This window comes from Oleiphilus sp. HI0128 (assembly GCF_001635365.1).
Map to the genome: position 1 here is coordinate 1 of NZ_LWGG01001230.1, position 15224 is coordinate 15224.

The window sequence follows — 15224 nt, forward strand, 5'->3', positions numbered from 1 at the left end:
GGTGTTGCTGAGGAAAAAGACCTTTCAGACATGACACTAGAAGAGTTGCAGGTGTTTAGCGATCAGATTCAAGAAGATGTATTTGACGTTCTGACGCTTGAAGGCTCTGTTAATGCACGAAATCACCTGGGCGGGACGGCACCTGCACAGGTTTCTGCTGCGGCTGACAGAGTTCTTGAAAAACTAGCTGCACGTTAACTTGTCGTGCCTGACTTGATTGGCAGGCGACAGATATAGGTTGTGACGCCGGCACCTATGCAGCTAAGCATAATGACGGCCCATAACTTGCCAATGATGAGTGCGGATAAAAGCATGCTTCCCCACATACATATTAGTATCCGGGTTCGAATGTTTTTGTCCAGGCCTTCGCCGCTTTTCCAAACTGAAATGATGGGGCCTAGCTTCGGGTGTTCGTGTAACCAGCGGTGAAAACGTTCCGATGAGTGAGTGAATAACCAGGCAGCTAATAGTAAGAAAGGTGTTGTCGGTAATATCGGCAAGAAAATACCAATCACGCCAAGGATGACGCAGAGCCACCCCAAGGAGGCAATAAGTATTTTGACGCTGCCTTTCATTACTACTTTCCTGACAAATACATTTACGGTTTTTCCATTGTAGACCTTTAAATAGCTTTCTATAAATATAGAGGCTATTTTTTGTAAAAAATTAGCGCATAGACACTATTCTACCAACGCGGGATAATGTGTCTTTTACTATTGATAAACGAGACTTCAGATGCAAATTAGCAAAGATAAAGTGGTAACCTTTCATTATAGACTATCGAATGAGCAAGGCAGTGAGCTGGAGACCTCTCATGGAGAAGACCCGGTTGCTTATTTGCATGGCCATGGAAATATTATTTCTGGTTTGGAAAAAGGCCTGGAAGGTCAGTCGGCAGAAGATGTTTTGACTGTGACGGTTGAACCTCAAGACGGCTATGGCCTGCGTAAAGAAGAAGCTGTTCAGCGCGTACCAATTAAGCACCTAGTGGGCGATAAAAAGCAAAATTCCAAGTTGAAGCCTGGTATGGTGGTTTCGATTAATACCGAAGAAGGTCCAAGGCAGGTTGTGGTATTAAAGGCAGGAAAGTTTAATGTCGATGTGGACACGAATCACCCTTTGGCCGGGCAGGTTTTGAGTTTCGATATTGAAATTCAGAGCGTCAGGGAAGCAACAGAAGATGAGTTGGCTCACGGGCATGCTCATGGTGTTGGTGGTCACCACCATTAACAAGTGCTAATGTTGCAAGCATAGAGATTTCACCAAAAAACAAGTAACGTGAGCGTTTTTAGAATGGCTTCTTCAGGAAATGAACATGAAAAAAACGCTTCTAGGCCTAGCTCTAATAGGTGCTTCTACTCTCAGCTATGCTGCTGAACCTCTAAAGTCTCTTGATACTCAAGATCAAAAAGTTAGCTATAGCTTTGGCTTGGTTCTAGGTAAGCGCATGACTAACGATATGCCTGATTTGCAAATCGACGTATTCGTCCAAGGTTTGAAAGATGCTTATAGTGGCAACCCTCAACTTATTACCGATGAGCAGGTCGCGCAGACTCTATCTGACTTTCAGCGAGACCTACAGCAAAAGCAGCTAGAAGAAGTTCAAAAAGCGGGTGAAGAAAACAAAAAAGCGGGGAAAGAATTCCTAGCTGAAAACAAGAACAAAGAAGGTATTGTTACCCTAGAGAGCGGCCTTCAGTATAAGGTTTTGACCGAAGGTAAAGGTCTGCAGCCTGGGCCGACAGATGTTGTGAAAGTTCACTATACCGGCTCTTTGATCAACGGTACGGTTTTTGATAGCTCGATTGATCGTGGTCAGCCAGTAAGTTTTCCGGTTAATGGTGTGATTGCTGGATGGACAGAAGCCCTTCAGTTGATGCCTACTGGTTCAAAGTGGCAGCTGTTTATTCCTTCGGACTTGGCATATGGTCCAAACGGTAACCGTTCTATCGGGCCGAATGAAACGTTGCTATTCGATGTCGAGTTGTTGGATATCGAAGCGAAAAAATAAAGTAGCTTAATCGTCAGTACTATCGAAAGAATACACAATGTATTCTTTCGAATCTCTTCTTCTTACTCTTATTATTAAAACACTACATTCAAACGAACTAGTCCGGGTATGCCCAAGATATCGCTATTGCTGAATATCATTGGGATAATATCGATATTGACTCGTTCATTATAAGACCAGCGGGTACCGACTAAGGCCGTTGTATCGCTATCGTCTTGCGTTGACATAACAACTTCAGCGCCAATCGAGAATAAGCCACTTTCTGTATCAATTAGACCAGCATAAGCGCCCAAACCTAATTCTAGGAATGTATCACTATTGTCTGCAATATCGCTGTAAATAAGAGATGGTGTGAGTGTGAATGTTGCTGCATCGGCCGAAATCGTGGCTGCGACCCCTAGCTTTAAATTAGTTTGATCGTTATTGCTGTTGTCAAAATCAATGACAGATAAGCCTGTTACCAAAGACCAAGCAAACTGATCTGTCGTTTGCTGATCACCTGATCTAATAGGCGGGAGCCCCCATTTTAGGCTAACGTCGTTCCCTGTAGAGGCGGTGTTAAGGCCTAGTCCACTATTCAAAATAAGCTCAGCCTGGGAAAGCCCGAGTCGAATACTGCCGCCATTTTGTAAACCGTTCGCACCACTGTGCAGGTCAATGGATATATGGTCGCCAGTGTTTACTTTACCCTGTTCAAGAAAGAACCCGCGTGAAGGAGGCGTATAAGCTTTTTTAAACGGCTCTTCAGCGGCGACAAAGGTGCTGGCAGAGGCACTGCAGGCAATAAGAGAATAGCTAAGAAGGTGGTTTTTCATGATTAGACGTTCCTTGATTTCACAGATATTAATTCAATTTGGCTAAGTTTAAATAGGGGGCAACTGATACTAGGAGATAAACTTCAGACCAATACCCGCAGGTTCCATTCGGACAATTTTCATTTTCAGTACAGGCGCTGTTTCTCCCATGCCCTGGACCTGGCCCTGGACAACGGTGCCGACCGGTGGCATAGGAATATTCTCTGTTAGAAGAAATACACCGCCATCGGAGATATCACGGGTAGTGACAATTTGATCGCCAATACTGGGGTGAGACACTTTAAGTTTACACTTCATTGGTGTCCGGTGCTCAGAGCGTTTGTCGGGCTGTGCGGATGTTGAGGTGTTTTCGTTTTCAATGGTCATTTTATTAGCAGGCCACTTAGCTTAAATAATTGCTCTGCATTATATCGATAATAAAAACGAATATCGCCAATCTAGCTTTAAGTTTTGGAAAGATTACATGGCTTGCAGTCTTTCAGTGAGGGCTAAAAATGAGGCAGATAGACAAATTTCGTTAATGGCGTAAAATAGCGCGTTTTTTACAGGCTAGTTCTCTAAAGCGTGTTGGTGATAGAAGGGTGTTATGAAATCGCATAGTGTTGAAAAGATCGGTGGAACGTCAATGAGTGATTATGTCGCTATTCGCGATAATATAATCAGCAAACCCTCAAGAGAGGATACGATCTATCAGCGTGTATTTGTGGTTTCAGCGTATGGCGGCATGACAGACGCTTTGTTAGAGCACAAAAAGACTAGCCAGCCAGGAATCTATGCGTTATTTGCCAACGGCTTGAAAGACAAGAGTTGGCACCAGGCGCTGCAGCAAGTGAAAGCTGATATGCAGGCCATAAACGCAGGCTTATTTGGTGAAGGTGAGCTTTTGCAGCAGGCGAATAGTTTTATTGGCGAGCGTCTGGATGATGCAGAGCAGTGTCTTGTTGATCTTCAAAGACTTTGTCAACACGGGCATTTTGAGCTTTCCGCACATTTGGCGACTGTTCGGGAAATGTTGGCGAGTATCGGTGAGGCTCATAGCGCTTGGAACACTGCAAAGCTTCTTGAACGTGACGGTTTCAATGCTTGTTTTGTTGATTTAACTGGCTGGCGCGCGGCACAGCATACCTCTTTGGATGAGCGGATCGTTGAAGCGTTTCAAGGCTTGGATTTGGCAAGTCAGATACCTATCGCGACGGGTTATGCGCATAGCGAGGAAGGCTTGATGTCTACTTTTGACCGTGGCTATAGTGAAATGACCTTTAGCCGCATCGCTGTATTGACCGAAGCGCGTGAAACCATCATCCATAAAGAATTTCACTTGAGCACGGCTGATCCTCGTTTGGTTGGTGAAGAAAATGCTATTCCTATCGGACGGACAAACTATGATGTTGCCGATCAGTTAGCTAACCTGGGAATGGAAGCTATTCACCCTAAAGCGGCCAAGGGTTTACGTAGTAACCGTATTCCTTTAAGAGTTAAGAATACTTTTGAGCCTGACCATCCTGGTACACTTATCACCGGAGACTATGTCAGTGACGAGCCTTGTGTCGAAATTATTGCAGGTTGCAAGGGCATCTATGCACTGGAAGTGTTCGATCAGGGGATGACGGGTAGTGTCGATACTTATGACCAGAAAATTCTTGAGCTGATCAGGCGCTTCAAAGGCCATGTTGTTTCTAAAGATATTAATGCGAACACCATTACTCATTATCTTGCTACAAACCTGAAAACAGTAAAGCGTATATACGGTGCTCTGGAAAAATGTTTTCCTGAGGCCGAGATTGACCAGTGCAAAGTTGCGATTGTTTCGGCGATTGGCAGTAATATGCAAGTGCCTGGTATGTTGGCGGTGACGGTCAAGGCGCTGGCACAGCAGGAAATTAGTGTTTTAGCAATGCATCAATCTATGCGACAAGTTGACATGCAGTTTGTTGTCAACGAAGACGACTATGACTTGGCGGTGAAGAGCCTGCATAGTAGCTTGGTCGAAATTCACAATCACGGTATCGCGATTTGCCCTGCTAATTAACAATTAGATCTCGTGGGAACATCCTGCTAAAGGAGTTGGCAATGCATCAGATCTCTGGGTTTTCATCGGCAGCACGTACGCTGTTTGTTTTGGCGGCATTTGTTATTGTGGTTGCAGGTATACGCGCTGCTGAGTCATTGATGGTGACGTTTCTACTCTCCGGTTTTTTTGCCATCATTTGTGCGCCTCCCTTTCTCTTTATGCAACGGAAAGGCTTGCCTGCCTGGCTGTCCTTGATACTGGTGGTTATTTTTATCAGCCTGGTGCAGTTGGTGATTATCTCTATTATTACCACTTCACTCACTGCTTTCTCAAATGACCTACCCCAGTACCAGATACGCCTGCAAGCATTGATGGGCGAACTAATCAGTGGCTTAAATTCCTGGGGCTTGGATATTCCAAAGGAAAAGTTAATGCAATTGTTTGACCCGTCAACGATTTTTAAGTTGGCGGTAAGCACTCTGGGGAACCTGGGTGGCGTTTTATCGAACTCCTTTCTGATTGTGTTAACAGTGATTTTTATGCTTTTTGAAGGTGTTTCATTGCCGGCAAAACTTCATAAGGCTTTCGGCGAAGACAGTACCTTGATGGAGCATATTGAATTATTTTTAGAGAATGTTAATCGTTATATGAGTATCAAGGTTGTAGTGAGCCTGGGAACGGGTGGGTTAATCTATATCTGGTTGCTTATTCTGGGGGTTGAATATCCCTTGTTGTGGGCTTTAATTGCTTATCTTCTAAATTTTGTACCGAATATTGGTTCCATTATCGCAGCAGTACCCGTGATGTTGTTGGCCTTAATTCAATTAGGGCCTTTGCATATGTTGTTGGTTGCAGCGGGTTATTTATTTGTTAATACCTTGATGGGCAATGTTATTGAGCCGCGCTATATGGGGCGGGGCTTAGGGCTTTCTACTTTGATTGTTTTCTTGTCTTTGGTATTTTGGGGTTGGGTGCTTGGGCCAGTGGGGATGTTACTGTCTGTCCCACTGACCATGCTGTTAAAAATTGCCTTTGAAAGCAGTGACGAGACCCGCTGGATCGCAATCATTATGGGGCCAGATGTTGCTCAAGAAAAAGATGAGAAGCGGTAGTTCTAAATGAGCAGCTACCAAAGATCCTCTTCATCTTGAGAGTCGCTTTGAATTAGAATCCTTTTGAGGTCTTTTTCTCTGTCTTTGCTATGAGCTTCGGCTAAATCAACTTTTTCGCCGTAAACTTCGAGCCAGGTACGTGAGCCAGGTAGCATGTGAGCCAGGTCATACATGCCGGTACGTAAGGCTTCTAGAAATTCTTGATTACCTTTTTCTTGTTCCATCACCACGTTAAGCAATTTAAGGTTGCTTGTATTGCCCAGTTGATCCTGGATAACGGGTAATATTTTCTTAAGGCTCTTTATTTGTTGAGTTTGAGCTTCGTTTTGGCTGGTCAATTCCGAGATTTGTAGCTGTAGCTCTTCAACGACTTCAAGGTTGACGGACTCTTCTTCTTCATCTCCGAAGACGGTGATCGTTATTACTGTAATCGAAACAGAAATAATCACGATTAGTAAGAGTGCGACAACCAGTAGTACTATTTTGTTCGTCCCGACACTCTCTTCCAGAGCAGTAATTCGTTGCTTTTCAGTGAGTGGCTCGTGCTCCACTTCATCTTTCTTGGCCATGGTCTATCCTACGTCGCGAATTTGATTATGAGCTCGGGAGGTGTGCATGTAGTCATGCTAAATCGAACAGAAGTTATGCGAACCCCGGTGAGCCCAGATAGTTTTAGTGTAGACCAAAACTATCTGAAGTACCTACCAAAGGAATGTGATTAATTGTGATATTAATACGAATATTACTAATTAACTTAGATAGTTAGCGCTATAAGTTCTATTAGCCTGTTAACTTTTCGTACTTATCCATTAATTCTGCTTCACTTTCCTTGTGATCAGGGTCTTTGGGAATGCAGTCTACAGGGCATACTTCGACACATTGTGGTTCGTCGTAATGGCCGACACACTCGGTGCATTTGCTCGGGTCAATAATATATATATCTTCACCGGGTGCGATGGCTTCATTGGGACACTCAGGCTCGCACACGTCGCAATTTATACAGTCATCTGTGATCATTAATGCCATGAAAAATACCTCTGCTATGATCTGATAAAAGTGGGGTTAAAGGTCAAAATACTATCCTGCTATCGCTCTTCTAAGGCCTTAATGACGGCTGGCGCTACAAACTCTGAAACATCACCGCCCAAAGAGGCAATTTCCCTAATTAAAGTGGAAGAGATATAAGAGAGGTGGTTGTCAGGAGTAAGAAACAAGCTTTCTGCTTCAGGAACCAAGCGCCGATTCATATCCGCTAGTTGAAATTCGAATTCAAAGTCTGAAACAGCACGTAAACCGCGTAGAATAACGTTGACCTTGTGCTCTTTTACAAACTCGGCCAATAAGCAGTCAAAGCCAATGACTTCTACATTATCGAGATGAGCCAAAACGTCCTTTGCCAGTTCAACCCGTTTTTCAAGTGGAAACATAGGGTTCTTTTTTGGGCTGGCTGCGACAGCAATAATAATGCGATCAAAAAGCTTTGCAGCACGCTCTACAAGATTGGTATGGCCGTTAGTAATTGGGTCAAAAGTGCCAGGATAAACGACAGTATTCATAGGGGGTCTTACTCCTGAAGCTGCGGAATACGATTGCAGTGCCTAAGTCAATTTTACAGTATTGGAAGTATAGACAACCAAGAACTAAAGAAGGGGCGGAATAGTAACCAAATTTCGGGTGGGTTGCTAGTCAGCTTGTTGTAAACAAGAAGTCTGCGCTGGCAAGATAGCCAGCGCATTTGAAGGGTTATCTCTATAAGGAGCTAGCTTATCGTAAGAAAATAGAGAATAAGGCCTTATGAATCAAGGTACCAAAAGGAGGGTAGGCAAACTTGGTACTGTTGAAATGATTCTTGCAGAATACTGATTTTGCATGAGAGAAGGTCAGGAAGCCTTGCTCGCCGTGGTAGGAGCCCATACCTGATTCACCAACGCCGCCAAAATGTAAGTCTTCTTGAGCAAAGTGAGAGACTGTGTCGTTAATGCAGACGCCGCCAGCTCGAACTTGTTCTAGTACATATTGCTGTTCGTCTTTGTCCATTCCAAAATAGTAAAGCGCCAAGGGCTGAGGGCGATCATTAATGAAGTCCAGAGCTTGGTCTAGCGACTTAGTGGGTAGGATTGGCAGGATTGGGCCAAAGAGTTCTTCTTGCATCACTAGCATATCATCAGTGGCATTTAGCACCAGGTGGATAGGCATCTTACGTGTACCGGTTTGCATATCTTCGTCAGCCGGGTTGCACTCAATAATCGTTGCGCCTTTGCTTTTTGCATCGTCCAGGTAAGATTGCAGGCGTGCGAGCTGTCGTTCATCGACTACGCTGGTGAAGTCAGTGTTGTGCTTCAGCGTTGGGTACATCTTGGCAAAGAAGTGTTGGAATCGATCAACGAAATGCTCCAGGCGGTGCTCTGGACAAAGAATGTAGTCAGGTGCAATGCAGGTTTGGCCAGCATTAAAAGCCTTACCAAAAACAATTGACTGTGTTGCATCGTCCATATTGACATCGTCAGAGATGATTGTTGGAGATTTGCCGCCAAGCTCAAGCGTGACGGGTGTTAAGTTAGCCGCCGCTGCTTTCATTACATGGCGGCCAACAGCCGTTGAACCGGTAAACAGTAAATGGTTCCATGGGATGCTAGAGAACTCAGTCGCGACTTCTGCATCACCCTGAACAATCGCAACCAGATCTTGAGGAAAGGTGTCGGAGATTAGTTGCTCGATTAGTGCAGAGGTCTGCGGTGTAAACTCTGACATCTTGATCATGGATCTGTTACCTGCAGCCAAAGCAGCGACAAGAGGGCCCATTGATAAAGACACGGTATAGTTCCAAGGCGAAATAATGCCAATAATCCCCAGCGGTTGATATTGCACAAAACCTGTCGCAGGTTGAAATAAAGGAGAGATCTTTTTCTTATCTTTGCTCATCCACGATTTCAGGTTTTTGATGTTGTAGTCGATGCCGTGAATGGTTGTCATTAGCTCAGCAAGTTTTGTTTCATCAGCAGAGCGGTTAGAAAAGTCGCTGGAAATTGTCTCGATAATCTCGTCTTGATTATCAAGAAGCATGCTTCTAAGTTTTTTAAGGTTTGCGACTCTTTCCTGATAAGAAGGCATTGGGTTTTTACGGAAAGCAGCTTTTTGCTCGGAAAAAATCTGATTCATGCGTTGGATTTGTTTTTTGCTTTCACTTATTTGAATGACTTCAGCAACCATGGGGATGAGCTCCGACAATATGTCTATCTGTTTGTGTTAGGCGAAAAATAGAAGAAAAACGAAAATAATCTACTTTTTACAATATACTTTATATTTTTAGAGTATATACTCTAAAAAGTCAACACTTAGAGATCAAAAATATGACTGCGAGTCATTTTTTAATTTTGGTGACCAGGATTGCATCCTGTTAAAAGCTATATATAGTGGCGCTGATCAGGTACAAGTACGCCTGACTTGAAGAGCTGCATAAGAAAATGTACATGATTGGGAGGTTAGTGAGTACATGAAAACCAAAGAAAAAATTGTATTGGCTGCGCTGGAGTTGTTTAACGAGCGTGGAGAGCGGAACGTATCGACTAACCATATTGCTGCTCACCTTGGAATGTCTCCCGGCAACCTGTATTACCACTTTAGAAATAAAAGCGACATTATTTACGAGATTTTTAAGAACTACGAGCTACTTGTAGATTCATATCTGAATGTGCCGAGCGGCAGAGCGATACATATAAATGATCTGATTACCTATTTGGATGCGGTCTTTAACGGTTTATGGGCTTATCGTTTCTTGCATAGAGATCTAGAGCATTTGCTGGACAGCGATGAGCGCCTGCGTGAAGATTATCGACGATTTACTTTACGTTGTTTGAGTGGTATCCAAAGCATTATTTATGCGATGGAGAAGAGTGAAATCTATCAGCCAATGGAAGATCAGCAGCGAAAGTCGAAAGCCTTAAATACCTGGTTGATTGTGACGAATTGGATGACTTACCTAAAAACTATCCAAAGTGCTGAGGACGAAGCGCAGGCGCTGAACCAGAAGAGTATTCAGCACGGTGTGTATCAAATACTCGACTATGTCATACCTTATTTGTATGAAGACAAACGGGCCTTAGCGCTGGAATTGCAGGAAAACTATCGCTTTGAAGGGATCGCGCCAAAAGTCTAATCTTCTTGGCTGTCTTCAGGGGAAGGGCTATTATCTAGCAAGCGCTGATTGATAATCTTGTCCAGAGCAAAGCGGCTTTCTTTTATGCCAGACTTTTTCAGGCTCGAAAACAAAATGACATCTTCCAGAGATTGGTGTGCTTCTAACTGCTTCTTAACCTGAAACATGACTTGCTTTGCAGGGCCAAACTTGAGTTTGTCGCTTTTAGTTAGAAGGATTAATGTCGGTAGCTGACATTCACTGGACCAGTCGAGTAGCATTTGGTCGAACTCGGTAAGAGGTTTGCGGATGTCCATGATAAGCACTAAGCCCGCAAGGCTTTCTCGGTTGCGTAGATAGTCATCGAGGTGCTTTCCCCATTCAGCTTTCAGGTCCAGGGATACCTTTGCAAAGCCATAGCCGGGCAGGTCGACTAGCCGAACCCCGGGCGTGCTAAGGGAAAAAAAGTTAATCAGTTGGGTTCTGCCGGGAGTCTTACTGGTTCGGGCAAGCTTCTTATTGTTAGTGATTGAGTTGATGGCTGAAGATTTTCCTGCATTGGAGCGACCGGCAAAGGCAACTTCAACGCCTTGGTCTGGCGGGCAGTTCTTGAGTTTTGATCCGCTTTGGCTGAAACGGGCGCTGTTGTAGGAGATATTCTTCGGCGTATTTGGGTGGTTCATGACTAACTCAATCAGAAAAAAGCACAGAATAAAAACCACTATTTAATGTAAGGGTTTTATCAGGAAGGGCTTAGTGTATAATAGCCTGAAATTTTTTGCCCATAATTTTCTGAGTGAGGGTGATCGGCTTGTTGTTTTAGTTTGATCAGCCATACTGTTAAGGTTTTGAAGATTAGAGAATTCATTAGCTTGTTTTGTCCTTCAGAGCTGCTTGGTTATGTGGGTAAAAATGACAATATTAGATTTATGTTTAGAGATGAAAGTGAGCGCAATTAAAATGAAAATGATTTTAAAAAGTGTAGTGATCGTTGCAGGTTTGGTAGGGTCTTTGGGGGCTTCAGCCGCTGGTGACGTTGAGGCAGGAAAGGCCGCTTCAGCTACGTGTGCTGGTTGTCACGGTGCCGATGGAAATAGTGTTGTTGCTAACTTTCCTAAACTGGCAGGCCAAGGTGAGAAGTACTTGGTTAAACAAATGAATGACATCAAAGAAGGTAAGCGTCCTGTAATCGAAATGACAGGCTTGCTTGATGCGCGTTCTGCACAGGATATCGAAAACATTGCCGCTTACTTTGCGTCACAAACAACTACGCCTGGCCAAGCAAAGAAAGACTTGGTAGAAAAAGGTGAGATCATGTACCGCCAGGGTAATGCAGCAACTAAGGTTGCGGCGTGTGCAGCGTGTCACGGCCCAGCAGGTGAAGGTGTGTCATTGGCTGCATTTCCAGCGCTTGCCGGTCAGCATGCTGATTACATCGCATCTCAGCTTAAGAAGTTCCGTAGTGGTGAGCGTAGCAACGATGGTGATTCGCGTATGATGCGTTCAGTAACGGCTCGTTTGAATGACAAAGAAATTGAAGCAGTTGCCAGCTATATTTCTGGTTTATATAAATAAGCTTCGTCTCTGCCGAGGAGCAATATGCTTCTCGGCTTTCTAGTTCCCTACCTTCCTATTTGAATACTTCTAACATTCCATCTGAGGTCAAGGCAATAACATTGGACTTCTGATCGATGACATCGATAATCGCTTTACTGCTGGCGCCGCCATAAGCTTGGCGAGGTTCTGCTTGCCAGGTCTTCACTTCAGTTCCTTTTTTAATATTAAATTTACTGATGACGCCTTGGAAAGTGCCAAGCGTTAGGTATTTCTCATCATCAGAAAAATCAGCGCTGGTGTAATTAATATATCGATTCTTAAACTTGAATTTACTTTTCCCGGTTTTGGTATCCCAAACCAGAGCATCTTCGCGTTGTGAGGTGGTAAAGGCGAGCTTACCAGAATCAGATATTGCAGCAGTCTTGATCTGATTGTTCAGGCTCAAGGCGTATTGCTCTTTGCCTGTTTTCAGGTTCCAAATCTTTGCAATGTTATCATCACCGGCACTAATACCTACTGCACCGTCTTCACTGAGGTCGGTAGCCCGTATTGGTGCGTTATGCTTAAAGCTGTGTATGGCCATACCTCGATCAAGGTCAAAGTAATTGACCGTACCATCTCTCAGGCCTAGCAATGCTCGTCGCCCATCTTGGTTTAAGCTAATCGCTTCGATTCGATCGGCTGCTTGCCAGAACTGTAGGGACTTACCATTCGTAGCGTCCCATAGCACTAAGTCTTTTTCTTGGCAGGTTACGGCTCTCTTACCGTCACCGGAAACCGCTGAGGCCCGGATGGATGAGTATTCGCCGCTTTTATGATTCCAGTCATAGAGGCGCTCTTTCTTTTTGGTGTTCCAAAAGCTCCCGCCATGATGAACCGATCCGATGACCGCAAGGTATCCGTTAGGGCTGAGTTCGCCGCTTAGTAAGCCTTGAGTCGCAAGCTGTTTACTGCTAGTGGGGCCTTCCGCGCATGCGGCAAGTGCCAGACTGAGTAAAAGGGTAGAAGTTTGTTTTTTAAACACCGATAGACCTGATAGATTTGATTCGATTTTAAAAGGACGTCATTACATCTTTAGTATAGTCAGAGACGAGGAAAAAGAGAGAATAAATATGATCTGGAGGGGAAGCGCATAATATAGCCAGAATTAAGAAGTTCTGGCTATCGCTCAGGAGTTCATTTAGAACTAAGCGGTTGTGTCTGCGTGCACCGCGTGAAGTGCTTCAATCAGCGTGTCTTCAAGCTCAAAGCGCTCTTCAAGGGTTTTTCCTAAGGAGTCGAGCTCTTTAATAAGGCCTTCGATGCCATCGTCGACTTTATGTATATCGTCGAAGCGATCGTTAAACGCTAGAGATTGTTCGGTGGACATTTCAATGCGAGGAAGGATTTTCTTTGCAAGCTCAAGTCCACCGTCATCATACTCTGCTGCCTCGGCAACGAGTTGCTCGTAGACTTCGAAGTGTCCGACCGAAACATAGTCGACCAATATCTGGCAAAACGATTGGAACTTCTCTGCTTTATTTTCTTGAGAGCTGCCTGGGTTTACAGATAGATCGCACAGGCTGACAATAAGCGCTTGCCTTTCCTTAAGCCATTTATCGATTAAGTCGTTTACTCCACCCCATCGCTCTGCAGCATTCTTGCAATTCTCGAGCATTCATTAACCCCTTTCTACTACATTATCGTTTCGAGACTTGTTGTACCTTGTCGGTACTTAGCTAGCTCGTTTCGTTTAAGTAATTGTTGTTTGTAGCTTGCTTGGCTACCTGTTTATTATCATTTTACTTTTGCAGATGAAAAACAAAATGTTTTGCGTATTGTTCGGTAAGCTTTGTGCTTACTTCTGTAACAAATAGCGTGTAGTCATGAAACTAACTAATTTGTTTAATGCTCGCAACAGTTTATTTGTTATCTTTCTTAAATAATATACTCAAGCCGATTATTGCAAAGCAAATAAACGCCAATAAGCTCCAGCCTGGGATTGATAGACTCATGAAGGTCCACTGAACTTTTGCGCAATCGCCTGTGCCTCGTAGGGCCATCTCGATTACTTCCAATAAGGGAAACACTTCGAGCATATAATCGATGCCGGGGCCGCATGCGGGGACCTGGTCTTCGGGTAAGCTTTGTAGCCACAATTGTCGAATAGCAACAGCGGCACCACCCACAGATAAGAGTGCTGCGAGGAATGCGTAGATGGACGAAGCGATCTTTCCTGCATTATGGATTGCACCGATCAGCGCAACGAGCCCAATGCCGCTAAAGAATACTCGTTGCATCATACACATTGGGCATGGGTCCATGCTGCTAAAAGGCTCAATGTAGGTGGCAGTGACTAATAGTGCCGCACAAGCGATAAAAATAAATAGAAAGCGTTGCTGTGAAGAAGGGAATGTCATGATCTTTGTTGCTCGTAAACTTGTAGTCGCTTTGCTTACCTTATAAAAGAGGTAAAGAGCGCGGTCAAAAATGTATTCTTCACTAGTGAGCCGCCTGAGTAAACAAATTTGTTTTTCTCTTAAGAGCTTGTAATGTCATATTAGGATAACAATGATAATTGCTTTGGTCTTGCGTTAAGAATGTCGGTGAAGGTGTTGCAGGCTGACTTTTCCAGCCTATAATTACTTCTTTAAGCAATTGATGACAGAGTGCAAATGAGTATAAAAGTTCCAGCGTTTTTTTTATTAATGCTATCGATGTGTGTAGCGATGCCTTTAGCAGCAGAAGATGAGGGTGAAGAGGGGGCGCCTGTATCGATTCAATATCATGACTTAACGCCACCGTTTGTCGCTAATTTTGGTAGTGACAATGGAAAGAAGCTAAAGTTTCTCAAGGCAGGTGTCTCAGTCAGAACATCGAGCGGCGCTGCGGTAAACGAAGTTATGAATCATGATGCTTTGGTTCGCCATCAGATCGTGATGCTTTTAAGTCGTCAGACTGAAGAAACACTCGGTACTTCAGCAGGTCAGGAGAAGGTTCGACTTGAAGCGTTAGAACTTGTGCAGCAGATTCTGGAAGAAGAAACGGGTGATGGGCAGATAGATGATCTCTTGTTTACCAGCTTTGTTGTTCAGAGATAAGGCTTAGCGACTTCTAAAGCGAAAATAAGAAAGGGGCCGTAGGGTAGAGAGCTTAGGCGATTTTGCCAACCCTTTCGTTCGGCTTATCCAGTTCGCATTTTTCGACGCCGTCTTCCCAGCCTGCTTCCCATGCAGCTTGCACTACTTCGCCAGAATAAGGGCACTGCTGAATATCTGCTCCCATCACTCCCGCCATATATCCCTGACGATAAGCTTTGTTTAGTGAGTCAATATCCCAGCATAAAGAAAAGTCTTGGGCCATTTGGCCACTCCTTTCATTAAGCTGCCTTGCACTTTTACAAGCATCATTGAGATAGCCATATTCAATACGCCACATGAGATGTAGAGCAGAATATAGCTTCCCGTTCGGCTAACAAAGTGGTTTGGCAACGCCATCCACATTAAGAATCCTTACTTATTCACAAAGCCTGAACATAAACTTAATGCTCAGAACGCTCTCCTACAAGCGTGAAATGCCTTATTTATATAATTTTATTTGGCGT

19 protein-coding genes and 1 pseudogene are annotated in these 15224 nt (G+C 44.1%); 8 read left to right on the forward strand and 12 right to left on the reverse strand.

The window, feature by feature from the left end; genetic code table 11:
* Nucleotides 1-198: pseudogene (locus A3763_RS20690) on the forward strand (argininosuccinate lyase); the annotation flags it as partial.
* On the opposite strand, the gene A3763_RS20695 reads toward A3763_RS20690, so the two are convergent.
* On the reverse strand, nt 195-575 hold the full coding sequence (locus tag A3763_RS20695) for a YbaN family protein (RefSeq protein WP_068554137.1): 381 nt from the start codon (nt 573-575) through the stop codon (nt 195-197). The pseudogene A3763_RS20690 and the gene A3763_RS20695 overlap by 4 nt on opposite strands.
* Before the next feature lie 160 nt (nt 576-735).
* Here A3763_RS20695 and A3763_RS20700 point away from each other — a divergent pair, with 160 nt between their 5' ends.
* Together A3763_RS20700 and A3763_RS29900 are read left to right on the forward strand one after the other, a co-directional pair.
* Nucleotides 736-1230 (forward strand): peptidylprolyl isomerase, encoded by a 495-nt coding sequence (locus A3763_RS20700; RefSeq protein WP_068514515.1) that lies wholly within the window; start codon nt 736-738, stop codon nt 1228-1230.
* An 85-nt stretch (nt 1231-1315) separates the two neighbouring features.
* On the forward strand, nt 1316-2011 hold the full coding sequence (locus A3763_RS29900) for an FKBP-type peptidyl-prolyl cis-trans isomerase (protein WP_068514517.1): 696 nt from the start codon (nt 1316-1318) through the stop codon (nt 2009-2011).
* Between the two features lie 74 nt (nt 2012-2085).
* On the opposite strand, the gene A3763_RS20710 is transcribed toward A3763_RS29900, so the two are convergent.
* Both A3763_RS20710 and A3763_RS20715 read right to left on the reverse strand, forming a co-directional pair.
* Nucleotides 2086-2826, reverse strand: a complete 741-nt coding sequence (locus tag A3763_RS20710) for a hypothetical protein (RefSeq protein ID WP_068514520.1) — start codon at nt 2824-2826, stop codon at nt 2086-2088.
* 69 nt (nt 2827-2895) lie between these two features.
* Nucleotides 2896-3192 (reverse strand): PilZ domain-containing protein, encoded by a 297-nt coding sequence (locus A3763_RS20715; protein ID WP_068514521.1) that lies wholly within the window; start codon nt 3190-3192, stop codon nt 2896-2898.
* A 220-nt stretch (nt 3193-3412) separates the two neighbouring features.
* On the opposite strand from A3763_RS20715, the gene A3763_RS20720 reads away from it, so the two are divergent.
* On the forward strand, nt 3413-4855 hold the full coding sequence (locus A3763_RS20720) for an aspartate kinase (protein ID WP_068514525.1): 1443 nt from the start codon (nt 3413-3415) through the stop codon (nt 4853-4855).
* A gap of 41 nt (nt 4856-4896) precedes the next feature.
* Nucleotides 4897-5949 (forward strand): AI-2E family transporter, encoded by a 1053-nt coding sequence (locus A3763_RS20725; RefSeq protein ID WP_068514528.1) that lies wholly within the window; start codon nt 4897-4899, stop codon nt 5947-5949.
* A 14-nt stretch (nt 5950-5963) separates the two neighbouring features.
* Here A3763_RS20725 and A3763_RS20730 read toward each other — a convergent pair whose 3' ends face one another.
* The 4 genes from A3763_RS20730 to A3763_RS20745 form a co-directional block, all read right to left on the reverse strand.
* The gene (locus A3763_RS20730; RefSeq protein ID WP_068514531.1) at nt 5964-6518 is read right to left on the reverse strand and encodes a hypothetical protein; all 555 of its coding nucleotides are present in this window, start codon (nt 6516-6518) and stop codon (nt 5964-5966) included.
* 211 nt (nt 6519-6729) lie between these two features.
* Nucleotides 6730-6975, reverse strand: coding sequence for a YfhL family 4Fe-4S dicluster ferredoxin (locus A3763_RS20735; protein ID WP_068514535.1), 246 nt, complete (start codon nt 6973-6975; stop codon nt 6730-6732).
* A 59-nt stretch (nt 6976-7034) separates the two neighbouring features.
* Nucleotides 7035-7505, reverse strand: a complete 471-nt coding sequence (gene coaD / locus A3763_RS20740; protein ID WP_068634304.1) for a pantetheine-phosphate adenylyltransferase — start codon at nt 7503-7505, stop codon at nt 7035-7037.
* A 208-nt stretch (nt 7506-7713) separates the two neighbouring features.
* A complete protein-coding gene (locus tag A3763_RS20745; RefSeq protein ID WP_369820153.1) occupies nt 7714-9177 on the reverse strand; it encodes a coniferyl aldehyde dehydrogenase in 1464 nt (487 codons plus the stop codon).
* A gap of 265 nt (nt 9178-9442) precedes the next feature.
* Between A3763_RS20745 and A3763_RS20750 the strand changes: the two genes are divergently transcribed.
* Nucleotides 9443-10105 (forward strand): TetR/AcrR family transcriptional regulator, encoded by a 663-nt coding sequence (locus A3763_RS20750; protein ID WP_068514544.1) that lies wholly within the window; start codon nt 9443-9445, stop codon nt 10103-10105.
* Here the strand turns inward: A3763_RS20750 and yihA are convergent.
* Nucleotides 10102-10767: a ribosome biogenesis GTP-binding protein YihA/YsxC gene (gene yihA / locus A3763_RS20755; protein ID WP_068508187.1), complete on the reverse strand. Its 666-nt coding sequence runs from the start codon at nt 10765-10767 to the stop codon at nt 10102-10104. The genes A3763_RS20750 and yihA overlap by 4 nt on opposite strands.
* Nucleotides 10768-11029: 262 nt before the next feature.
* Here yihA and A3763_RS20760 point away from each other — a divergent pair, with 262 nt between their 5' ends.
* Nucleotides 11030-11659, forward strand: coding sequence for a cytochrome c (locus tag A3763_RS20760; RefSeq protein WP_368664592.1), 630 nt, complete (start codon nt 11030-11032; stop codon nt 11657-11659).
* A gap of 55 nt (nt 11660-11714) precedes the next feature.
* Here A3763_RS20760 and A3763_RS20765 read toward each other — a convergent pair whose 3' ends face one another.
* The 3 genes from A3763_RS20765 to A3763_RS20775 form a co-directional block, all read right to left on the reverse strand.
* The gene (locus tag A3763_RS20765; protein WP_082865345.1) at nt 11715-12665 is read right to left on the reverse strand and encodes a WD40 repeat domain-containing protein; all 951 of its coding nucleotides are present in this window, start codon (nt 12663-12665) and stop codon (nt 11715-11717) included.
* A gap of 162 nt (nt 12666-12827) precedes the next feature.
* The gene (locus A3763_RS20770) at nt 12828-13298 is read right to left on the reverse strand and encodes an Rsd/AlgQ family anti-sigma factor (RefSeq protein WP_068554126.1); all 471 of its coding nucleotides are present in this window, start codon (nt 13296-13298) and stop codon (nt 12828-12830) included.
* A 244-nt stretch (nt 13299-13542) separates the two neighbouring features.
* Nucleotides 13543-14040, reverse strand: coding sequence for a disulfide bond formation protein B (locus tag A3763_RS20775; protein ID WP_068511884.1), 498 nt, complete (start codon nt 14038-14040; stop codon nt 13543-13545).
* Between the two features lie 255 nt (nt 14041-14295).
* Between A3763_RS20775 and A3763_RS20780 the strand changes: the two genes are divergently transcribed.
* Complete coding sequence (locus tag A3763_RS20780; RefSeq protein WP_068514550.1) at nt 14296-14721, forward strand: flagellar basal body-associated FliL family protein; 426 nt, start codon at nt 14296-14298, stop codon at nt 14719-14721.
* Nucleotides 14722-14773: 52 nt separating this feature from the next.
* Here A3763_RS20780 and rmf read toward each other — a convergent pair whose 3' ends face one another.
* Complete coding sequence (gene rmf, locus A3763_RS20785) at nt 14774-14983, reverse strand: ribosome modulation factor (RefSeq protein WP_068514633.1); 210 nt, start codon at nt 14981-14983, stop codon at nt 14774-14776.
* Nucleotides 14984-15224 lie beyond the last annotated feature (241 nt).

Excerpts from the sequence above, each read along its gene's own strand:
- A3763_RS29900 (WP_068514517.1), top strand. The coding sequence starts at position 1,316 with ATGAAAAAAACGCTTCTAGGCCTAGCTCTAATAGGTGCTTCTACTCTC.
- rmf (WP_068514633.1), bottom strand. The coding sequence starts at position 14,983 with ATGGCCCAAGACTTTTCTTTATGCTGGGATATTGACTCACTAAACAAA.
- A3763_RS20695 (WP_068554137.1), bottom strand. The coding sequence starts at position 575 with ATGAAAGGCAGCGTCAAAATACTTATTGCCTCCTTGGGGTGGCTCTGC.
- coaD (WP_068634304.1), bottom strand. The coding sequence starts at position 7,505 with ATGAATACTGTCGTTTATCCTGGCACTTTTGACCCAATTACTAACGGC.
- A3763_RS20725 (WP_068514528.1), top strand. The coding sequence starts at position 4,897 with ATGCATCAGATCTCTGGGTTTTCATCGGCAGCACGTACGCTGTTTGTT.
- A3763_RS20770 (WP_068554126.1), bottom strand. The coding sequence starts at position 13,298 with ATGCTCGAGAATTGCAAGAATGCTGCAGAGCGATGGGGTGGAGTAAAC.
- A3763_RS20700 (WP_068514515.1), top strand. The coding sequence starts at position 736 with ATGCAAATTAGCAAAGATAAAGTGGTAACCTTTCATTATAGACTATCG.
- A3763_RS20715 (WP_068514521.1), bottom strand. The coding sequence starts at position 3,192 with ATGACCATTGAAAACGAAAACACCTCAACATCCGCACAGCCCGACAAA.
- A3763_RS20735 (WP_068514535.1), bottom strand. The coding sequence starts at position 6,975 with ATGGCATTAATGATCACAGATGACTGTATAAATTGCGACGTGTGCGAG.
- A3763_RS20720 (WP_068514525.1), top strand. The coding sequence starts at position 3,413 with ATGAAATCGCATAGTGTTGAAAAGATCGGTGGAACGTCAATGAGTGAT.
- A3763_RS20750 (WP_068514544.1), top strand. The coding sequence starts at position 9,443 with ATGAAAACCAAAGAAAAAATTGTATTGGCTGCGCTGGAGTTGTTTAAC.
- A3763_RS20780 (WP_068514550.1), top strand. The coding sequence starts at position 14,296 with ATGAGTATAAAAGTTCCAGCGTTTTTTTTATTAATGCTATCGATGTGT.
- yihA (WP_068508187.1), bottom strand. The coding sequence starts at position 10,767 with ATGAACCACCCAAATACGCCGAAGAATATCTCCTACAACAGCGCCCGT.
- A3763_RS20775 (WP_068511884.1), bottom strand. The coding sequence starts at position 14,040 with ATGACATTCCCTTCTTCACAGCAACGCTTTCTATTTATTTTTATCGCT.
- A3763_RS20730 (WP_068514531.1), bottom strand. The coding sequence starts at position 6,518 with ATGGCCAAGAAAGATGAAGTGGAGCACGAGCCACTCACTGAAAAGCAA.
- A3763_RS20710 (WP_068514520.1), bottom strand. The coding sequence starts at position 2,826 with ATGAAAAACCACCTTCTTAGCTATTCTCTTATTGCCTGCAGTGCCTCT.